The following is a 19,308-nucleotide window of genomic DNA, read 5'->3' as shown; positions in this document are numbered from 1 at the left end:
CTCAGAGGCATTTTTTTGGATTTATAATTGCATAGATTGAAGCGATATTTGCATTAATTTTAGCTTTATGCGGATATATTTGCATCCGAAAATCAACAGTATCATAATACTATGACCCCTATGCCTATGACGTAACAAATCCTAATCAATGTTCTATGATTGGCAGAAGTGACTAATCACTTTCTGCGGTGTATTTAAAAGGCGGACGTTAGTTTCCGCATAGTTTTAAAATCTAATTCTATAAAAAATGATCAAGAAAATCTTATTCTTATTCTTTGTTGTGTTTGCAGCTACCGCTTATTCACAAGATGTGACCATAACGGGAACGGTGACGGATGCAAATAGTGAGCCTTTGGTGGGCGTGAATGTATTGGTGAAGGGTACTACCACGGGTGCCATTACCGATATTGACGGTAATTTCTCAGTGAGTGGAAAGAAAGGAAGTACACTCGTTTTCTCTTATATCGGTATGCTTACGCAGGAAGTTGTCTATAAGGGAACTGCCTTGCGCGTGGTGATGAAAGATGATTCGAAAGCACTGGAGGAAGTGGTTGTCATCGGTTATCAGACTGTGAAGAAATCCGACTTGACTGGAGCGGTTGCCGTTGTTGATACCAAGGAAATGAAGAAAAGCGCTGCAGGGACACTGGCGAGCCAGATGCAGGGCTTGGCAACCGGTGTCAATGTTCGCAGCAGTGGGCGTGCAGGCGAGGATGCCGATATTCAGATTCGTGGTGTAGGCTCGTTGAGCAACAACTCTCCGTTGTGGGTCATCGATGGAATGATTACCAATCCGGGCGTTGACTTCAATCCGGCCGATGCGGAATCTATTCAAATTTTGAAGGATGCTTCTGCTGCTGCCATTTACGGTTCGCGTGCTGCCAATGGTGTGATTATCGTTACTACCAAGAAAGGTACGAAAGGTCCCATGAAAGTGAATGTAAGCGTAAAGGAAACATTGGAATGGAGCCCGAAATTTGATTTGATGAATGCGGCAGAATATATCAAGTATAATGATATTGCCTATAATGAAGCTATCAAAGATGGCATTGCTACTGTAAACAGCACTCAGAAACACTCACAGTATGATACCAATTGGCAGGATGAAGTGTTGAAGACCGCATTGGTGCAGGACTACAACGTATCACTCTCCGGTGGTGGAGACTCCGGTAGTTATTTTGTATCAGCCGGTTACTATAACAATGATGGCGTTTCTTATGGAAATACTTTCGACCGTTATAGCTTCCGTGTCAATACACAAGGTAAAAAGGGCTGGTTCTCTTTTGGTGAAAACTTGGCTTATTCACTTACAAACACAGACCCGAACCAGACAAATACCTACAATGACTTTTTGCGTATGATGCCTACCATTCCTATTTATGATGAGAATAATCCGGGTGGATATGGCTATGGTGATGCTGCCAAATACAATACTTTTGGTGTGAACCCGATTGCTCGTGAAGATTTGGAATATCGTCATTTCCGTCAGAATCGTTTGAATGGTTCTTTATGGCTGGAATTCAAACCGTTCGATTTCCTCTCTTATAAATTCAATGGGGGTATTGACCTTTACTTCTACGAGAACTCATGGTTCCGTGGCGAAGGTAATTGGACTCAGAACCAGGAGCACCGCGACCCGGAAGGGCAGAAGGCTCGTGACAATACCTACAACATGTTGATTGAACACACCTTGAACTTTAATAAGGATTTTGGCAAGCATCATGTGGATGCCGTGGTGGGTACAACTTACCAACACCATGAATGGGAAGGCCTATGGGCTTCTCGTCTCAACTTCCCGATGCTGGGCAACGGTGACTATCTGACCGTATTGAATGCCGGGCAGAGCAACCAGCAAAACTCGAACAGCATCAGTGAGAATGCGATGATTTCTTACCTGGGACGTGCGAACTACATCTATGATGATAAATACTATCTGACTGCCACCTTCCGTCGTGACGGTACTTCCCGTCTGGCTAAGGAAAATCGTTGGGGTAATTTCCCATCATTCTCCGGTGCCTGGAGAATTTCAAAAGAGGAATTCTTTGATGTGCCTTGGATTAATGATTTGAAGATTAGAGGTAACTGGGGGCGTCTCGGCAACTCTTCCATCGGTGATTGGGATTATATCGGAACCATCAACCAAAGTATTGTAACCGTGTTTGGTGGTGCCATCAATTCAGGTGCCGCTCAGGTGAAACTGGTAAATGCAGGTCTTGTTTGGGAAACAAAAGAAACAGTGAATGTAGGTTTTGATGCCAGCTTCCTTAATCAGCGCTTGACTGTCAGCGCAGAGTATTACAACTCAAAGACCAGTGATGTATTGGCAGAGACTCCGATTGCCATTTCTACCGGTAACCAAGGAGGTTCTCCATGGAAAAATGCTGCCTGCTTGCGCAACAAGGGCTTCGAGTTTACACTTGGTTGGAAAGATCAGATTTCGGATTTTAAGTATAGCGCTTTGCTGAATGTCACTACTATCGACAATGAAGTGTTGAGTTTGGGGCGTGACGGTAGCCGTAGAGATTATATCGATTCGGGGCAGGCTAGAACGAGGCCAGGTCATTCGTTGGCAGAATTCTATTTGAGACAAACTGACGGTCTTTTCAGAACACAGCAGGAAATAGATGAGTATGTGACGAAAGGAACGCATGTACCCGAAGGAACAGAGAATAAGGTGGAGGCAGGTACTCCTATTTTGATTAACGGAAAGCGTCCTCAATTGGGTGATGTGAAATACCTTGACTTGAATGATGACGGACAGATTACGGACAAAGACCGTGATTATTGCGGTAGCCCTTGGGCTAAGATGCAAATGTCGTTGGTGTTCAATGCGGAATGGAAGGACTTTGATTTCAGCATGATGTGGAACGGCCAGTTTGGCAACAAGGTGTTCAATGTGGCACGCTGGCAAGGTCGCCTGTTCTCGGACAACTCCAACTATATTCGCTTCAAGAGCGGTGAGGAGCCTTATCAGATAAATTCTAATTCCAATACTCCGCGTATCATTTATGGTGATGACCGCAACTCTGTTCAATCAGACCGTTTCTTGGAAAATGGTTCTTACTTCCGTATGAAGAACATTTCAGTCGGTTATAATTTCCGTCAGAAATGGTTGGCTAATCTGGGTATTGAGAAACTTCGCTTGTATGCTACCGGAAGCAATTTGATTACCTTTACCGGCTATTCCGGTCTAGACCCTGACTTTAAGGGAGTGAACTCTGTGTGGAACAGCGGTACGGACAGCTTTGCCTATCCTAATATGCGTTCTGTGATGTTCGGATTGGATTTGACCTTTTAACTTATAACTAATAATCAGAAATTATGAACAAGATATATAAAATGATGCTTGTCGGTGCCATGGGGTTGCTTTCAGGATGTAGTGCCGACTTGCTGGATATAGACAATCCCAACGAAGTGACTAACACTACCTATTGGAATAAGCCGGAAGATGCGACAGCCGGTGTCAATGCTTGCTATAGTTTTCTCTATAAGGAAGGTACTTGGATGCGTTGGCTCTCTTTCCGCTACGACTTGACATCGGACGAGGGTTGGAGTTCTTCTCCTTGGATTGAATTGGGTGACTGGACACGTTTCCTTTACAACAACTACAACTTTTATGAAGGGAATACAGTTCATTGGGAACATTTCTATGTAGGCATTTTCCGTTGTAACCAAGTGTTGGCCAATGTGCCCAACATAGAGATGGATGAAACCACGAAGAACCGCGTATTGGCTCAGGCGTCTTTCTTGCGTGCATTGTGGTATTTCCAAGTAAATCTGTTGTGGGATAAGGGTACCATGCCGTTGGAACCCACTGATGCCAATTATGTTCCGAAAGATGCTTCTGAACAGGAAATCTGGGACCAGGTAGAGAAAGATTTGACTTTTGCCATGCAGTATCTGCCGGAATCTTGGGATGCTGCCAATCTGGGACGTGCTACCAAAGGTGCTGCCAAGGCATTGTTGGGCAAGGCTTATATGCAACAACATAAGTATGACAAGGCAAAGGAACAATTGCAATGGTTGATTGATAAAGAGGGCTCTTTGTACGGTCTTATCGCCAATCGTGAAGATAATTTCACTGACTTGGACGAGAACAACAAGGAAGGTATCTTTGAGATTCAGTTTGATGACCAGAACAAGGGTGGTACGGGTAATGATGCCAGTATGGCATTCGGTTTCCAGCGTACTCAGTTCTATGCTCCAAGTGGTATAGGTTGGGGAGACGGTAAGGCACGTCGCTGGTTGGTAGACGAGTTCTTGAAAGAGAAACGTGTGGATGGAAAGAATGACTTGCGCTTGTACGGCAGTATCCTTTATCGTGGATTTTCGCAAGACTTCCCTGACCAGCCGAAGAAATATTATGGATTTGAAAATGCCGATTGGAATGACAATTGGGGAACTGACCCGGAAGACTGCTATATCCGTAAATACAATACTTCTTACTATCGTAGTGCAGAAGATTATTTTGCCCGTAACAACTATCGTATCATGCGTTACGCAGATATCCTGATGAACTATGCAGAGTGTCTTGTTGAAACGGGTACTAATCCTGCCGATGCTGCTGTTTATGTGGACAAGGTAAGAGAACGTGCCGGTCTGGCTCAGTTGAAAGACAGCCAATGGAAAGATTGCTTGAACTCTAAAGATGCCTTTATCAAGCGTCTGCAGATGGAACGTACTTTGGAACTCTGCTTTGAAGGTTGGCGTTGGGCCGACTTGAAGCGTTGGGGATTGCTTGATACCGAAGCGGGTATAGAGGAATTGGAAAAACGCGACAGAGACTTCAAAAACTTCGTTGTGGGTAAGCATAGACGGTTGCCTATCCCTAGAGATGAAGTGGATGTAAGTACCGTAAATGGAGAGATTCATCTCAACCAGAATCCAGGCTATTGATAACCAAAGAAGGCTATGCCTGGAAGCCTGTTCTCATTCAGGATGCTTCCGGTATAGCCTTTTCTTTCTTAAATCTTATACCATATGCTTGTCTGTAAAAAACTACTATTACCATTCGCTTTTGCTTGCTGCGGCAGCTTGTTTGCGCAGAACATCCAGAATCCGGTACTTCCGGGAGTGGCGGATGCCGGCGTAATGAAATATAACGGCAAATATTATATTGGCGGGGTCCGTACAAACGGGGATTTCTATGTGTCCGATGATTTGGTTCATTGGGGGAAACCTATCCATGTCGTATCCATGGACAATGACTGGACCAGAGGCAGCGGAGCTGGAGATGACCAGATTCATGCCAATGACATGTTCTATCTGAACGGTGATTTTCATTTGTACTGGTCAGTCAATTATTGGGGGAAGGACAAGCATGCCGTTCACATTGTACATGCGCAGAGCAAAGATGTCTTGGGCGCTTATACAGAACCGAACAAGAAGACATGGATGGATAACCGTATCGACCCCAAAATATTCAGAGATGATGATGGACAACTATACATGTATATGGTACGTTTTACTGATGGAAATACCATATGGGGACGTAAAATGAAGAACCCGGCAGAATTTGCCGGCGAACCGGTGTGCCAGTTCGCCTCATTGCCGGATACATGGGAAACGATGGATAACAGAGTAGCGGAGGGACCGTGGGTCATGAAGTATAGAGGCCGCTACTATATGATGTATAATGCCAACCACACCTCTACAGAGTGGGGCAATTATCAGTTGGGAGTTGCTGAGGCAGACTCTCCTTTAGGTTTTCAAAATGGTAATAAATATAGCTATCCGGTTGTAGGCTGCAATCAGACACAACTGGAGGAGAAGCAAGTGGATTTATTGCGGTATGGCCGCACGTATGAGCCGTTGTTTGCTTATACGGAGAGCAAGCCGGAGGGCGACTGGACAAAAGTGACCTACGATGACTCCGGCTGGGCGAGGGGGGAGACCGGCTTTTCGTCCCGTGAAGTGAAAGGTTCCACAACCCGGCATCTGGGCACCTTGTGGGATACGCCCTCCCTATGGTTGCGAAAGACTTTCTCTGCCGGCAGCGAAACCGGCAATCTGGCACTGCGTGTCGCTCACGACGGAGATACCCGGATTTATCTGAACGGAACAATTGTCTACGAGAAGCAGGGGCGTGATTATTGCATCGTAAACCTGGACAAGAAGCTGCGTGCTGCTTTGAAGGAAGGCACGAATCTGCTTGCCGTAGAAACAAACAAGGGACGTTCGCAATTCTTCGACGTTTCTCTGTTCGATATGAAAGACGGCATTGCCGACGATATTCTGATGACTCCCGGCCAGCCCAATATTCTGAGGGGGCCCAACGGATTTGAATGGTGGTTGATTTATATGGCAAACAAGAACGATGAGCATCGGGGACAATATATCAACCGTGTCCAGTTCTTCGACAAGACGTTGTTTGTGGACGGTATCACCGGCCCCCGCACGGCAGGTTATCATCCCGAACCTTCGATGCCTACCTTTGCGGGTAAAGGCGAGACAGTTTCGTTCGGTGTGTTGCAACAAGTACAGCCGTCCGTGGCCTACTTGTTCGAGACGGGAGTCAAGACCGAGGGTGGAGCCGGCGTCATTGCCTGGTGGAAGGATGCAGATAACTGTGCCTATGTAGGTTTGGATGCCGAGAACCGGAGTTGGTACCTGCGTACACTTGTCGGCGGTAAAGAAAACAAGGAATCCTATGTCCTGCCTGAAGATTTCCGTTGGGGTGTGTACCATCATCTGCGCATTGAGCGTAATGGTGGCTGTCTGAAGATTTGGCTGGATGAGATTCCCACACCGGGAAAACATGTCTTTGCAGAGGCTCTTCCGGCGGAAGAAGCGGGTGTTCCCGGAGTGTTTGACGAGACAAAGTCTGCCTTGTTCGAAGGGGCTACCTATACCATCGGCTTCGATGATGTGCATTTCCAGCTTTCGGAGAATGAGGAGTTGTTGAAGGGCGATTTCTTGAACGATTATGAATTCAGCTTCCAGTTGTCCGGCTTGTCCGGACAAGACAAGGCAGGAAGCTATCCGGTTTATGTGGATAAGGATAACTATGTGAAGGCTCAGTTCGATGGCATCACCCGTGTGCTTGAGGTGACAGCCGTGAAGAAAGGGAAAACTGCCTGGAAGAAGGAATTCCCGTTGGGATGCCTGCAAACGCTCTATCCGGATGTGAAGTATACCGACTTCATTGAGAAAGGTTATCGTTTTGCCGCACCTGCATGGTTGGATACACTTTACCTGAATCGTCACGAAGCAGGCAATAAATCCGAATTTGCGGATGACATGTTCGGCAAGTTCGACATAGAATACCTGAATGGCGGCGAATGGCATCCGATAGAAAACAAAGATAGGGGGATAGCAGAACATCCTGCATATAATTATTGTACCTTTACTCCGGTAAAGGCAGAAGGCATCCGCTTCATCAACAAGGAGGCGGAGGATTTGGAACGCCATATCTATAAGATAGGTGTACATGAATTGTGGAAGGAATCCTATAATTTTCGTGCCCTGCGTCGTGCAGACAAGCTGTATCTGTTTGTCGACGGCAGGGAGCTGGGAGCTTTGGATATACGCTACCCTGCATCCCGCATCGGATTCTGTTCGGAGGGCGGCTCTCCGGTTTATAGTGGTACGTTGTATTATCATGTAGGGCAGAGGCGCGATTAGACGCAATCGTGGGATGTGCCGTTCCGTATATATGTAATGAAAAATGTATATAGAAACCGGCGTCTGTATTTCCTTGTGAATCAGTGCGATGGACTGGGGGTGATTCAGTATACGACTGAATGTATTTCAGTATACGACTGAATAGGGTTCAATATACGGGTGTAACGGAACATCTTCTTGAAAGTAAATATTTATCATCATAACAATTGTTTAAGAAAGAATCATGAAAAAGAATTTTATATGTATGTATCTGTTTCTGTTGGCCACGCTGGCTTCCTGCCAGTCCTGCTCTTCAGACTATAAGGATGTGGACGATATTGTTGTCGAAGGAGTTGAAACGCCGGTGCTTTTGGGCGACCCGTTCATCATGTTGCACGATGGCACTTACTATGCCTATGGCACCCATGCGGATGACGGCATCGAAGTCTATACCTCCGATGATTTGAAGACTTGGAAGTATAAGGGCATGGCGCTCCAGAAGAAGGATGTCTGGGCCGATCGCTGGTTCTGGGCACCGGAGGTCTACGAAGTGAACGGGAAGTTCTATATGTATTACTCGGCAGACGAGCATATCTGTGTGGCAACAGCAGACTCACCTGCAGGACCATTTACCCAAAGTAAGAAGGAACCGATGATTGCCGATGAGAAATGCATTGACAACTCTCTGTTCATTGATGATGACGGCACGCCTTATCTCTTCTTCGACCGTTTCAACGACGGGCTCAACATCTGGGTGGCCGAATTGGAGAAAGACCTCATGACTATCAAGAAGGAGACCATGCACCCTTGCATCCACGTCTCTCAGGCATGGGAGGAAGTGTGGCCCCGCGTGAATGAAGGTCCGTTTGTCATCAAGCACAATGGACTCTATTATATGACCTATTCCGCCAACAGCTATGAGAGTCCTTTCTACGGCATAGGTTGCGCCACAGCTACCGATTTGATGGGTACCTGGACCAAATACGAGGAGAATCCCTTGCTGCAGAAACCCGGAGAACTGGTTGGGGTGGGGCACAGTGCCACCTTCACCGACAAGGCGGGCAAGCTTCGTATCGTTTTCCATGCCCATAAGGACAAGAGTAGCATCCATCCGCGCGCCATGTACATCAGTGACGTTTCTTTCGAGAAAGTGGACGGTGTGGACCGCATGAGAATCAGCAAGGACTATATGACACCCAAAATAGTAAAATAAGAGATGGATATGAAGAAGAATTATATATTGCTGCTGTTGCTTTGTCTTTGCTTTGCAGGCTGCAAGGAGAAGACGGTTGTAGAATCAGACTATCTGCCGATTGCCGACCCCTACGTAATGCTTTACGAAGGCAAGTATTATGCCTACGGCACCGGAGGTACGGTAGAAGGGGAAGGCTTTGCCTGCTTCTCTTCCGATGACTTGAAAAACTGGACGCGTGAAGGCCAGGCGTTGTCGGCTGCCGACTCCTACGGCACGTGGGGATTCTGGGCACCGGAAGTTTACTACATCGAATCGAAGAAGAAGTTTTATCTGTTTTATTCCACCGAAGAGCATATCTGCGTGGCAACGGCAGATGCTCCCCAAGGTCCGTTCCGTCAGGAGGTGAAGCAGCCGATATGGGATGAGAAGAGCATCGATACCTCTCTCCTCATCGACGATGACGGCACGCCTTACCTCTATTTCGTGCGTTTTACGGATGGCAACGTCATTTGGGTGGCAGAGATGAACGATGATCTGACCGGCATCAAGCAGGAAACGCTGACGGAGTGCATTAAGGTGGGAGAGCCTTGGGAGCTTTCGCAAGACAAGCCCGCCAAGGTTGCCGAAGGCCCTTCCATCTTGAAGAAAGAGGGTGTATATTATCTGGTTTATTCGGCCAATCACTTTGAAAGCAAGAACTACGGAGTGGGCTACGCCACTTCGGACAGTCCGACGGGACCGTGGAAGAAATACGAGGGAAACCCGATTCTGCAACGTGCCGACGGCTTGATGGGCACCGGACACGGAGCGCCCTTCCGCTGCAAGGACGGCAGCTGGAAATATATTTTCCATGCACACTGGGATTCCACGAAAGTACAGCCGCGCACTTCGTATATCAAGGATTTTGCCATTTCCGACCGGGGAACGGTTTCTATCGGCGGCCCTCTTGTCCGTCCGCAGGTATTGGGCAGCGCATCATCTGAAAAAGTAAAATGAAAAAAATACATAGTATGAAAAAGTTTCTTGTATTATCGGTGTTATGCTGCCTGATAGCATGCTCCTCGTCATCGGCCACAAAGGAAGACAAACCGGGTGAACAGCCGAATGAACAACTGAAGAATGTCTACCGCAATCCGGTGATAAACTACAGTTTGCCAGACCCTTCTGTGATAAAGGGCGGTGACGGTTATTATTATCTGTATGCCACCGAGGACATACGCAATCTGCCGATTCACCGTTCCGGGAATCTGGTGGATTGGGAATATGTAGGTACTGCCTTTACCGACCGTACCCGGCCTGACTTTGAGCCGAACGGAGGTTTGTGGGCACCGGACATCAACAAGATAGGTGATAAATACGTGCTCTACTATTCCATGTCCGTCTGGGGAGGCGAGTGGACTTGCGGCATCGGTTGTGCCACTGCCGATAAACCGGAGGGCCCTTTCAAGGACCACGGAAAGATGTTCCGCAGCAATGAAATCAATGTGCAGAACTCCATCGACCCTTTCTATATAGAGGATGGGGGAAAGAAATATCTTTTCTGGGGCAGTTTCCGTGGAATCTATGCGATTGAACTGTCTGACGACGGACTTTCTCTGAAGGACGGCGCCACACCGCAACAAGTGGCAGGAACCGCTTACGAGGGTACTTATATCCACAAGAAGGACGGGCATTACTATTTCTTTGCTTCCATAGGAAGTTGCTGTGAGGGGTTGAACAGTACCTACACCACCGTTGTAGGGCGTTCAGATAATCTTTTCGGCCCCTATGTCGACAAGAATGGCGGCAGCATGATGGACAACAAGCACGAAGTGCTGATTCGGAAAAGCAATACCTTTGTGGGGACCGGCCATAACTCCGAGATTGTGACGGACAATGCCGGTAATGACTGGTTCTTCTATCACGCGGTGAGTACTAAGAATCCCGAAGGCCGCGTATTGATGCTGGATAGGATTAGCTGGGAAGACGGATGGCCGACGGTAGAAGACTCCGTTGCATCTACGGAAGCGGAGAAACCGAAATTCTGATTATCATGAAAGTAGCCCGTCGGAATGGAATGAATGATATTTTTTCTAACAACAATAAAACAGATGTAACTATGAGACTAAAAAGATTGTTTTTGGGAGTAATGCTCGTTGCGGGCATTACGGGTGCGGGAGCGGTGAATGTTGCTTCGGAAGACATCTCCGCCTCTATTTCCTTGAAAGTGCCGGGGAATGATGCCAGGCAATATCAGCTGGCTTTGCAGAAGATGCAGGAGGGTGTGTACGGTTGCCGGGCTTCGGAGAAGCTGCCGCTGGAAATCGTCCGCCGGGTGGTGGACAAGGATGGCAAACAGCGTATTACTGTCACACTGAAAGCGCTGGAAGATGTGTATTTCAACTACGGGGAACAGATAAAGACCGGTTACAAGCATTCGGACTGCCAGTTCTACATGCCGGGCTTCTGGTATCGCCGCAACCTGCGTTCGCCGAAGGAAGCTCCTTCTTTCCACACATCGGACAGTTGGCTGGTGCGTGAGGACCGTTTGAGCACTCCGCTGACGGCAGCTTTCAATCCGGCAAGCGGTACGTCCATGTCGGTTATCCGTATTGACAAGTTCGACAAGGAAGCTTTGACCACTCATAAGGAGGGAGAGGTAATCTTGTCCGGCGAGACTTCCATCGGATATACCGGTTTCTGCAATGTGGATGGTGTGACTGTCTTGGCATACGGTTTCCCCTATAAGGAAGCACCGAAGACATATATCCGCAAATTGACGCTGGCTCCTGCCGTTGAGGCTTTCCAGTTGCTGCGTAAGGGCGATAGCATCTCCATGACCTGGGAGTTGTCCGAAAGGAATGCTGCCGATTTCTCGGAATGCGTACAGCGCACCTGGGAATATAGCTACGACACGAACAGCCCGAAACCGGTCGGCACACCTTACACGGTAGACCGCATGAAGGAGGTGATGAGCAACTTCTTTGTGGAAAGCTATGTCGGTAATACCCCCACTCATTATTATTCCGGTGTAGAGTTGGAGACTGCCACTTGTGCCAATACGGACGTTGCCGAAGTGGGCTTTGTGGGACGTACGTTGCTGAACGCTTTCAATGCGCTGGAATATGGTAAGCAGCAGAATCGCCAAGACTTGGTGGACAATGCCAATCGTATCTTCGATACTTATCTCCGGAACGGTTTCTCGCCTGCGGGCTTCTTCAACGAAGTGGTACACTACAACCGCGGCTTCAAGGAAACCAGACATAGCATCCGCCGTCAGTCCGAAGGCGTATATGCCATTCTGAACTATCTGAACTACGAGAAACAGCAGAAGCGTAAACACCCCGAATGGGAGAAACGCATCAAGGGCATGCTGGACAACTTCCTTAAGTTGCAGAACGAGGACGGCAGCTTCCCGCGTAAGTTCAAGGATGATTTCTCTATCGTGGATGCCAGCGGCGGCAGCACGCCTTCGGCAACCTTGCCTTTGGTGATGGCATCCAAGTATTTCAAGGACAAGCGTTATCTGGCAAGCGCCAAGCGTACGGTAGACTACCTGGAGAAGGAACTTATCTCCAAGGCCGATTATTTCTCGTCTACGCTGGATGCCAACTGCGAGGACAAGGAAGCTTCCTTGTATGCTGCTACGGCTGCTTATTATCTGGCTTTGGTTACCAAAGGAGAAGAGCGTGCACACTATGCCGGTCTGGCGAAGAAAGCAGCTTATTTTGCCTTGTCGTGGTATTATACCTGGGATGTTCCTTTTGCCGAAGGTCAGATGCTGGGAGATATCGGCTTGAAAACCCGTGGTTGGGGTAATGTGTCGGTAGAGAATAACCATATCGATGTGTTTATCTTCGAATTTGCCGATGTGCTGCATTGGCTTTCCTGGGAGTACAACGAGCCGCGCTTCTCTGACTTTGCCGAGGTGATTTCCACTTCCATGCGCCAGTTACTGCCGTATGAAGGACACATGTGCGGCATTGCCAAAGTAGGCTATTACCCGGAAGTGGTGCAGCATACCAATTGGGATTACGGACGTAACGGAAAGGGATATTACAACAATATCTTCGCTCCGGGCTGGACGGTTGCTTCTTTGTGGGAGTTGTTCACTCCGGGACGTGCGGAGCAGTTCTTGTTGAAAAAATGATAGTCTAAACAGTAACCAATATTGTATTTATGAATAAGATGATGACTTTGTTGGCAAGCGTGATGCTGTTGGCATCGGCTTGCACAGGCAAGCAGGCGAGCGAAAAGACTGCCTCGGGACTGGAACCTGCCAACTTCCGTACGGAAGTGGATGGCAAGCAGACAGACTTGTTTGTTTTGAAGAATAAGAATGGTATGGAAGTTTGCATTACGAACTTCGGCGGACGTATTGTATCGGTGATGGTGCCGGACAAGGATGGCGTTATGCGTGATGTGGTGCTGGGCTTCGATTCCATTCAGGACTACATCAAGTTCCCTTCGGATTTCGGCGCTACCATCGGACGTTATGCCAACCGTATCAATCAGGGTAAGATTACGGTGGATGGGGTAGAGTACCAGCTGCCGCGCAACAATTACGGTCATTGCCTGCATGGAGGTCCCAAGGGATACCAATATCAAGTGTTCGATGCCCGCCAGTTGAGTAATCAGGTTCTGGAGCTGACTTATCTGTCGAAAGACGGAGAGGAGGGCTTCCCGGGTAACCTGACCTGCAAGGTCACTTTCTCGCTGACAGATGACGATGCCATCGACATTCGTTACAGTGCCGAAACAGACCGTACCACCGTCATCAACATGACGAACCATTCTTACTTTAACCTGGACGGTGACCCCTCCAAGTCCAACTCGGATTATCTGCTCACTATCGATGCAGATGCTTATACCCCCGTGGACAGTACCTTCATGACTACCGGTGAGATTGTTTCCGTAGAAGGTACGGATATGGATTTCCGCACTCCTACTGCTGTTGGCGCCCGTATTGACAATGACTTTGAACAGTTGAAGAACGGCAAGGGCTATGACCACAACTGGGTACTCAATACGAAGGGTGACGTCACCCGCCCGTGTGCCACCCTCGAATCTCCCTCAACGGGTATTGTGCTTGATGTCTATACCAACGAACCGGGCATTCAGATTTATGCTGGTAACTTCCTGGATGGCACACTGACCGGAAAGAAAGGTATCGTGTACGGTCATCGTGCTTCTGTCTGCTTAGAGACGCAGAAGTATCCCGATACGCCCAACAAGCCGGAATGGCCTTCGGCGTTGCTGAAGCCGGGAGAGAAGTATGACAGCCATTGTATCTATCGCTTCTCGGTGAAGAAATAAATGAGGGGATGTCAAAACCCTCTTATGGGATGGATATAAATATGACAAGAAGCCTGAAGTAACCTGTTTTTCTTAAATACTCTGTCTTGGTAAAATCAGCACTTTATCAAGACAGAGTTTTTATTTTTTGGAATTACCGCATCGCCAGCGCCTTATTCTCCGCCTCCTCCATAATCTCCCGTTCTCCCGGCCCTTTGTCATTGATTCCGCAAAGGTGGAGGATGCCGTGGATGATGACCCGGTACAGTTCACGTTCGTAGTTGTTATCGGCGAACTGTTCCGCATTGGTGCGTACGGTATCGAGGCTGATGAAGAGGTCACCGCTAAGGCGGTTGCCTTCACAGTAGTCGAAAGTGATGATATCTGTGTAATAATCGTGTTGCAGATATTGGCGGTTCACTTCGAGTATCTTCTCGTCCGAGCAGAAGATGTAGGCGATTTCACCGACTCTTTTTCCGTAAGTGGCGGCTACGGATTTTATCCATTCCGTGGTTTCACGCTTCTTGATGGAGGGCATTTCAACGCCGTCTGTCTGATAACTAATCATTTTATTTACAATTTTACGATTTACGATTGAAATTACATTCCTGTGATTAAGACAGTTTCTTTAGAAGAAGAACATATAACTGATAATAATCGCTGCAATGATGCCGGAGAAATCGGCAATCAGCCCACACGTCACGGCATTCCTCGTTTTGGTGATACCTACGCTGCCGAAATACACGGCAAGGATATAGAACGTAGTATCCGAAGCACCGCGTGCCACGCAACTCATGCGTCCTACAAATGAATCGGCGCCATACTGTTTCATGGTGTCAATCATCAGTCCGTTGGCACCGCTGCCGCTCAGTGACTTCATCAGGGCAGTGGGCAGGGCACCTACAAAGCTGGTATCTACACCGAATAGTCCTACTACATAACCGATACCGTTCACCAGTATATCCATGGCGCCTGAAGTGCGGAAAACGGCGATTCCAACGAGGAAGGCAACCAGATAGGGAATGATGCGTACAGCGGTGGTGAAGCCTTCTTTGGCTCCTTCGATGAAAGCATCGTATACGTTGATTTTCTTCCACAGCCCCCAGAGGATGAACAGCAGGATGATGGAGAACAGCAGTATGTTGGCAATCAAAGTGGAATATACGCCCATTTCATCGCGACTAATCTGTGTGAACAGATAAATGAGCGCGGCAAAGAAAAGGCTGATGCAGCCAATCAGGATAAGTATGGGCTTGTTCAGCAGGTTGATGCGCTGTGCAATGCTGACGGCGATGACACCGACAACGGTCGAGATGGCGGTCGTTATCAGTGTGGGGATAAAGATGTCCGTGGGCTGGGAGGCACCCATCTGCGAGCGATACATCATGATGCTGACGGGGATAAGTATCAGTCCCGAAGTGTTGAGTACAAGGAACATGACCATCGGATTGGTGGCGGTGTCCTTTTTCGGGTTCAGCTCCTGAAGTTCCTTCATGGCTTTCAGCCCCATCGGAGTAGCGGCATTGTCCAGCCCCAGCATGTTGGCAGAGAGATTCATGAATATGGATCCCATGGCAGGATGTCCTTTCGGTATGTCGGGGAAGAGGCGGCAGAATACCGGGCTCAGCCAACGTGAGAGGGCGTTGATCATACCGCTGTTTTCGCCTATCTTCATCACGCCGAGCCAGAAGGCAAGTATTCCTGTCAGCCCCAGGGATATTTCAAAAGCTGTTTTGGAAGAGGAGAAGGTGGAGTTGACGAGTTCCGTGAATATCTCCACATCACCCATAAAAATGAGTTTGCAGAGGGCCACGATGAATGCGATGACGAAGAAAGCCACCCAGATGTAATTTAAAACCATTTTATTTTGAGTTTTTTAGTTTGCGAACTTTTGAGTTATGGACTGATGTGAAAACCGCAGGCTGCCAAAGGCAGCCTGTTGCGGTTAATACTTCTTTTCGTTGGCAAGGTTCCAGACATTGAGGAACGAGGCCTTGGTGATTTCCACAACCTTTTCCCAGTTCAGTCGGTCGGCATGGTCCGAGGGTTGGTGGTAGTCGGGGTGTCCGTCCGTGTGATACCAGATGATGGGAATGTCCAGCAAGGCAAAGGTGGCATTGTCGCTGCCACCCACTGGGCGGTCCCAGGCGCGGCTGTCGGGTTGCAGTTGCAGGTTGTAGCGTGCGATGTCCTGTTTCAGCCAGTCGCCGAAGGCGGGATGGGCGGCAGTGTAGAAGTAGACTACATGTTGCGGTTGTTCCGGCTTGCTGTTGCGTCCTATCATGTCGAAGTTGAGGTAACCTTTCACTTGGCTGATGAAAGGGCAGCTTTGCGCGAAGTGTTTCGAGCCGAGCAGGCCTTTCTCTTCTCCGTCCCAGAAGGCGAAAATTACGTTTCTCAACGGTTTCTGACCGCTGGCCGCAAAGGCACGCGCTATCTGCAGGACGGCGGACACGCCCGAGGCATTGTCGTCCGCACCGTTGTATATCCGGTCGTTGACCAGTGTCTCGTCCGTGCCCAAGTGGTCGAAGTGAGCGCCTACAATGACATATTCGTCGACACGTTGGCCGGGAATGAATCCCAACACGTTGTCCATCTGTAAGGAGCGATGGGTGCCTTGCTTCAGGGCAGCGATGGAGTCGGGATGCACGTGCCACCGTCCCCGTTGCTGCCTCTCCTTGCTGCATGCTTCGAAGGGCTGGTAATACCCCTCCTTGTAGAGCGGTGCGATGCCGGCTTCTTTCAGGAGGGAGGCGATGTAGCGGGCTGCCACTCGTGCCCCGTGGGTACCGGCTTCGCGCCCTTGCAGCTCATCGTCGGCCAGAAAGCCGACAATGGCTTCGGCCGAAGCCCGGTTGATGCTTTGCAATCCTTTCTCGAGTGGTTGCTGCGCTTGTAGCGACAGTGTGAAAAACAGGGAGCAGATGGCTCCTAAAACAGCTTTATACATGTTATATGTTTTTTAAAGGTCGTTTGGCATTCGGTTGCGGTGTCGGAGATTGCTCTTCTTGATACGAGGTCACTCTTGCTCTGTCAGCCTGAATGCTTTGAAATATACTTTCTGTTCGCTTCCGGAGGTGTTGGTCAGCCTTATCTTCAGTACTTTTTGTCCTTCCACATCCGCTTTCTGCATGGTGTATCCTTTCCATACGCTCTGCAAGTTTGCGTTTCGCCACGTTTTGCCGTCAAGGCTTGTTTCCAGCCTGAAGTGCGTGTATCCTTCTTCCTTTGTCCCCAAGTCTATCCTCAGCGTGGCAAGCACGCGCGGACGGTCCATGGAGAGGGTCAGAGAGCCGCCTGCCTGCCAAAGGATGACTTCGTTGGAGGGGGCGATGCTGCCTTCTTTTCCCTTCTGCTGCGTGGGGAGCAGGGCGAGCTGTTGCACGTTGCTTTCCAGCGTGTAGGGCGAGTAGACGGCACGGGCGTTCAGTGCGGTATGGAACCGCTGGTTGTATTGCTTCGTGGAGGCCTCGAACAGGGCGTCGAAGGTGGGCATCAGTTGTCCGCTTCCGCTCTTCACTCCTTGCGGATAGCGGGCATCGTTGTCCGTCATCAGGGTTTGCAAGGCTTGTGCGTGGGCATGGCCGGGCAGGAAGGCTTTTTCCTGTTGTGGCAGGCGCATCATTTCCAGCACAGTCTTTCCGTATTCGCCCACCAGTTTGAATTGAGTGAGCCAAGGTCTGATTTCATCGATAAGAGGGCGGTTCTCGTTGCCGGAGGCAAGCAGCATATCGGCAGAGAGGATAATCTTGCGGCACTCTTCGTCTACTTGGTTGTAGGCGGTTTCGTCTATCTCGCCTTTCTCCAGATAGCTCTTCAGCAGTGCGGAAAGGGCAGGTTGCAGACGGATGGATTCCTCGCGTCGGAAGCCGTGTCCGTTCTTGCCCAAATCGGAGTTGTGGGCGGCAAATGTTTCCAGATATTCGGCATGGAGTGGCATCAGGTCTTTGATGGCGTGTCTCCAGGAGGTGTCGCTGTCAAATTTCTCCATGTTCCAGGTGTAATCGGCCACGCTGTAGAGGGAAATCTTGGAAGCTTCGGCATGTTCCATGGGGTTGGAGACAAAGGCGGACATGCCGTCTTCGATGTCGAGTCCGTTTCCGTAGACGGGCCCCATCAGCAGGTGGTCGCGTACATAGTCGGACACAGGGAAGTTCCACCAAATGTAGGCTTTGCGTTTTATCAGCGGATTGATGAAGTCCAGGGTAGGCCGGTCTATGGTGGCGATGACCCGGTTTCCGGTCCACATGATTTGGATGTCCTTGTTCAGCTTCTCGCCAAGAGTGGTGAGGTAGCCGCCTTCCACCTTGGTCCATGACTTGTTGTATTCCGTGGGGCACATCACCAGTGGGGCGACGTCTTTCTTGACCTGTACGAAATGGTTGTCGATGTAGTTCAGCAGTTCGGCTTGTTTGTCCGCTTTGGTTCCTTCGCCGGAGATGTCGTCGAAGAAAACGGCAAATCCGCGCACGCCCAGCTGGTACATGCTTTCAAATTTCTGCAACAGCAGCTCACGGTCTTCTTCGTTCCAGCGGATGTCCTGTCCCGGATGGATGGCCCAGTAGAAGATGACGTTGTTGTCGCGGGCTCTGTCCACGAGTTGTTTCAGCCGTTCGGCTTCTTGGGCAGGGTAGGGCTTGCGCCAGTGGGGTGTGCTGTGGTAGGGGTCGTCTTTAGGACCGTAGAGGTAGACATTCATCTTGTTCCGTCCGTAGAAGTCCAGTTGGCGTATGCGGTCTTCCTGGCTCCAGGGGGTTCCGTAGAATCCTTCTACCACACCCCGGTAGGGCACATCGGGATAGTCGGCCACTTCGGCAAGGGGCAGTTTGTCCAGAGTAAGCAGTTGGGCAAGTGTCTGCACGCCGTAGTAAGTTCCCCGTTCGTCGGCTCCGGCAATGATGATGCGGTCTTTTTCTATTTTCAGGAAGTAGCCTTCGGACTTTTGCGGAATCCGTTTCCGGTAGCTGCTTACCACCTTGTCGCCTTTTGTTCCGATGTAGATGCGGAATGCAGCATCGGGGGCCTCTTCCGGCATCAGCGAACGGAGCAGGGGCAGGGCGGTTCCGTTGTTCAAGGAGTTGCCTGCCATCAGCCGGTATTGCCGGGGGATGCTGATGGAGTCGTCCTGTTGTACGGTGTAGTTCTGGGGAGTGGGTTGCAAACGGAACTCTTGTGCATGGATGGTTGCAGTTGCCAGCAGGCTGATGATTCCGAGCAGCAATGGTTTTCTTTTCATA

The 19,308-nt window shown here is 49.3% G+C and carries 12 protein-coding genes; 8 read left to right on the top strand and 4 right to left on the bottom strand.

Going from position 1 to position 19,308, the window contains the following annotated elements:
- Positions 1-247 precede the first annotated feature (247 nt).
- From E5355_RS00750 to E5355_RS00715, 8 genes are all read left to right on the top strand, one after another.
- Positions 248-3,298 carry a SusC/RagA family TonB-linked outer membrane protein gene (locus E5355_RS00750; RefSeq protein ID WP_136008758.1) on the top strand — a complete coding sequence of 1,017 codons (3,051 nt, stop codon included), beginning with the start codon at positions 248-250 and terminating at the stop codon, positions 3,296-3,298.
- A gap of 23 nt (positions 3,299-3,321) precedes the next feature.
- On the top strand, positions 3,322-4,896 hold the full coding sequence (locus E5355_RS00745; protein WP_136008757.1) for a RagB/SusD family nutrient uptake outer membrane protein: 1,575 nt from the start codon (positions 3,322-3,324) through the stop codon (positions 4,894-4,896).
- A gap of 84 nt (positions 4,897-4,980) precedes the next feature.
- A complete protein-coding gene (locus tag E5355_RS00740; protein WP_136008756.1) occupies positions 4,981-7,623 on the top strand; it encodes a family 43 glycosylhydrolase in 2,643 nt (880 codons plus the stop codon).
- Positions 7,624-7,846: 223 nt separating this feature from the next.
- The gene (locus E5355_RS00735; RefSeq protein ID WP_005826146.1) at positions 7,847-8,815 is read left to right on the top strand and encodes a glycoside hydrolase family 43 protein; all 969 of its coding nucleotides are present in this window, start codon (positions 7,847-7,849) and stop codon (positions 8,813-8,815) included.
- Positions 8,816-8,818: 3 nt separating this feature from the next.
- The gene (locus E5355_RS00730) at positions 8,819-9,793 is read left to right on the top strand and encodes a glycoside hydrolase family 43 protein (protein WP_136008755.1); all 975 of its coding nucleotides are present in this window, start codon (positions 8,819-8,821) and stop codon (positions 9,791-9,793) included.
- A 14-nt stretch (positions 9,794-9,807) separates the two neighbouring features.
- Positions 9,808-10,824 carry a family 43 glycosylhydrolase gene (locus tag E5355_RS00725; RefSeq protein WP_136008754.1) on the top strand — a complete coding sequence of 339 codons (1,017 nt, stop codon included), beginning with the start codon at positions 9,808-9,810 and terminating at the stop codon, positions 10,822-10,824.
- 71 nt (positions 10,825-10,895) lie between these two features.
- Positions 10,896-12,926: a hypothetical protein gene (locus tag E5355_RS00720; protein ID WP_136008753.1), complete on the top strand. Its 2,031-nt coding sequence runs from the start codon at positions 10,896-10,898 to the stop codon at positions 12,924-12,926.
- A 29-nt stretch (positions 12,927-12,955) separates the two neighbouring features.
- A complete protein-coding gene (locus tag E5355_RS00715; RefSeq protein ID WP_136008752.1) occupies positions 12,956-14,092 on the top strand; it encodes an aldose epimerase family protein in 1,137 nt (378 codons plus the stop codon).
- 133 nt (positions 14,093-14,225) lie between these two features.
- On the opposite strand, the gene ybeY is transcribed toward E5355_RS00715, so the two are convergent.
- From ybeY to E5355_RS00695, 4 genes are all read right to left on the bottom strand, one after another.
- Positions 14,226-14,639 carry an rRNA maturation RNase YbeY gene (gene ybeY / locus E5355_RS00710; RefSeq protein ID WP_005826129.1) on the bottom strand — a complete coding sequence of 138 codons (414 nt, stop codon included), beginning with the start codon at positions 14,637-14,639 and terminating at the stop codon, positions 14,226-14,228.
- 60 nt (positions 14,640-14,699) lie between these two features.
- Positions 14,700-15,932 (bottom strand): nucleoside recognition domain-containing protein, encoded by a 1,233-nt coding sequence (locus tag E5355_RS00705; protein ID WP_136008751.1) that lies wholly within the window; start codon positions 15,930-15,932, stop codon positions 14,700-14,702.
- 84 nt (positions 15,933-16,016) lie between these two features.
- Positions 16,017-17,021 (bottom strand): M20/M25/M40 family metallo-hydrolase, encoded by a 1,005-nt coding sequence (locus E5355_RS00700; protein ID WP_136008750.1) that lies wholly within the window; start codon positions 17,019-17,021, stop codon positions 16,017-16,019.
- Between the two features lie 69 nt (positions 17,022-17,090).
- Entirely contained in the window at positions 17,091-19,307 is a 2,217-nt protein-coding gene (locus tag E5355_RS00695; RefSeq protein WP_136008749.1) for a beta-N-acetylglucosaminidase, read from the bottom strand.
- Position 19,308 lies beyond the last annotated feature (1 nt).

Origin of the sequence: Bacteroides muris (ex Afrizal et al. 2022) (assembly GCF_004793475.1) — a bacterium.
GTDB lineage: Bacteria > Bacteroidota > Bacteroidia > Bacteroidales > Bacteroidaceae > Bacteroides > Bacteroides muris.
This window is presented reverse-complemented; position numbering and strand designations above follow the sequence as displayed.

Excerpts from the sequence above, each read along its gene's own strand:
- ybeY (WP_005826129.1), bottom strand. The coding sequence starts at position 14,639 with ATGATTAGTTATCAGACAGACGGCGTTGAAATGCCCTCCATCAAGAAG.
- E5355_RS00695 (WP_136008749.1), bottom strand. The coding sequence starts at position 19,307 with ATGAAAAGAAAACCATTGCTGCTCGGAATCATCAGCCTGCTGGCAACT.
- E5355_RS00735 (WP_005826146.1), top strand. The coding sequence starts at position 7,847 with ATGAAAAAGAATTTTATATGTATGTATCTGTTTCTGTTGGCCACGCTG.
- E5355_RS00730 (WP_136008755.1), top strand. The coding sequence starts at position 8,819 with ATGGATATGAAGAAGAATTATATATTGCTGCTGTTGCTTTGTCTTTGC.
- E5355_RS00720 (WP_136008753.1), top strand. The coding sequence starts at position 10,896 with ATGAGACTAAAAAGATTGTTTTTGGGAGTAATGCTCGTTGCGGGCATT.
- E5355_RS00705 (WP_136008751.1), bottom strand. The coding sequence starts at position 15,932 with ATGGTTTTAAATTACATCTGGGTGGCTTTCTTCGTCATCGCATTCATC.
- E5355_RS00725 (WP_136008754.1), top strand. The coding sequence starts at position 9,808 with ATGAAAAAGTTTCTTGTATTATCGGTGTTATGCTGCCTGATAGCATGC.
- E5355_RS00745 (WP_136008757.1), top strand. The coding sequence starts at position 3,322 with ATGAACAAGATATATAAAATGATGCTTGTCGGTGCCATGGGGTTGCTT.
- E5355_RS00750 (WP_136008758.1), top strand. The coding sequence starts at position 248 with ATGATCAAGAAAATCTTATTCTTATTCTTTGTTGTGTTTGCAGCTACC.
- E5355_RS00740 (WP_136008756.1), top strand. The coding sequence starts at position 4,981 with ATGCTTGTCTGTAAAAAACTACTATTACCATTCGCTTTTGCTTGCTGC.
- E5355_RS00700 (WP_136008750.1), bottom strand. The coding sequence starts at position 17,021 with ATGTATAAAGCTGTTTTAGGAGCCATCTGCTCCCTGTTTTTCACACTG.
- E5355_RS00715 (WP_136008752.1), top strand. The coding sequence starts at position 12,956 with ATGAATAAGATGATGACTTTGTTGGCAAGCGTGATGCTGTTGGCATCG.